A 1510-nucleotide genomic window follows, 5' to 3' on the forward strand; every position below is an offset into this window, starting at 1 on the left:
AGCCGCACCAGCTCGCGATTGACGGCCAGGGTCGCCCGCTGTTGGGCGCTGTGGATCCGTGTTTTCAGACCCGCCAGCCAGTCGGCGTAGCCTTCGGGCGCCTGGATCAGGGAGACGGGTTTGCCGCTCATGCCCGCACCGCCTCCTCGATGAGTTGCTCGACGCGGGAGTTGGCTTGGTCGAGGAGTTGAGTCGTTTTTTGTGCGGAGCAGGCTGCTTTTTCCTCAGCTCTCGCACTTCCTTACCTGAAGAAAATGGAATGAAGTTCTTCAGATAGAATTTCATCTTGCCGCCCCATGCTTTGAGTTTCGTCTTGGTGCTTCGGTCCCGTCAACCATCAGCTCTCGCCCAAGGCCAACGGCTTTGGCGGCAAAACGAGCGAATCGTGTCTCATGCCTGCTTCTTTGACCTCGAAGGTTTTCACCAACTAGCCCAAAGAGGGGCAAGCGGCAAGAAGGACCTCGACCAAAGCAGGGCTAGAGTATGGCCTCTGTGTTTTTGATTGCAAAAACAAAGCTGGGCGTCGTACAGATGGATAGGAAAATACGAGAGTCGTTGGAAAATCAGAAGTACCAGCGCCAGCTGCGTCCGGCCAGGAAGAGGTCGCGGAGGGTGACGATGCCGCCCTTCTTGAGTTTCTTGACCAGGAAAAGGAAGAGGTAGGCGGTCTGGAGGGCATCCTCCAGGGCGTTGTGGTGGTCGAAGACGGGCAGGTCGTAGCGGTGGGTCAGGTCGGCCAGATTGTAGCTGACATTGAGGTCGTACTGGTCGTAGTAGTTCTCCCACAAGTCGGCCTCGTAGACCTGGGCCAGGCGCATGGTGTCCAGACAATGGTTTGGCAGGGGAGCGTTGTAGATCTTGCGGCAGGCCAGGCCGAGAAAGCTCACGTCCAGGCCGATGTGGTGACCAACCAGGAGCGATCGGCCGGCGTAGTCGATGAATTCGGGCAGGACCTTGAAGAGGCGGGGGGAATTCAGGACCTCGTCCGGGGTGATGTGATGGATGAGAATGCTCGTCTTGGTCATGACCCGGGGGTGGACCAGGGAATAGAAGCAGTCTCCCATTTCGATCCGAAGCCCCCGGATCCTGACCGCCCCGATGGAGACTATTTCGTCCACATGGGGATTCAGGCCGGTGAGTTCGGTGTCCACGACGGTGAACTCGCACTCGGCCAGGGGGATGTTCTGGTCGAAGGTGTCGAAGTAGTCGGCGTTGGCTGCCAGGCCAGGATGCTCCGGGTCGCCATGGAGGAGGCGGGCCATGGTCCTGGCCAGGCGTTGAATGTACATCGAGGCGCGTCTCCTTGTCGGGCCGGTCAGAGGCTTTGGCCTTCGGGCCTTGCCGTGTCGTCCGAAGTCAGGTTCACCTGTTCCCGGGCTGTCACGCGTTCAGTTGGAAGGCGTCCTTGATGAAGGCCTGGATGTTGCCGATGACCGAAAAGGCGTCCTTGAGGGTCCGTTTTTCCAGTTCCGAAAGCCGCCCGGGATTGATGCGATTGTCGGGTTCGTCG

3 protein-coding genes are annotated in these 1510 nt (G+C 59.0%); all 3 read right to left on the reverse strand.

Translation table 11 applies throughout. From position 1 onward, the window contains the following. A partial coding sequence (locus tag EOM25_14865; GenBank protein NCC26459.1) for a DUF1016 domain-containing protein occupies positions 1-131 on the reverse strand: 131 nt, incomplete at its 3' end. A 432-nt stretch (positions 132-563) separates the two neighbouring features. Next, on the reverse strand, positions 564-1289 hold the full coding sequence (locus EOM25_14870) for a 3'-5' exonuclease (protein NCC26460.1): 726 nt from the start codon (positions 1287-1289) through the stop codon (positions 564-566). 91 nt (positions 1290-1380) lie between these two features. Next, positions 1381-1510: hypothetical protein (locus EOM25_14875; protein ID NCC26461.1), on the reverse strand; the 130-nt coding region annotated here is incomplete at its 5' end.

This window comes from Deltaproteobacteria bacterium (assembly GCA_009929795.1).
Classification (GTDB): Bacteria; Desulfobacterota; Desulfovibrionia; order Desulfovibrionales; family Desulfomicrobiaceae; genus RZZR01.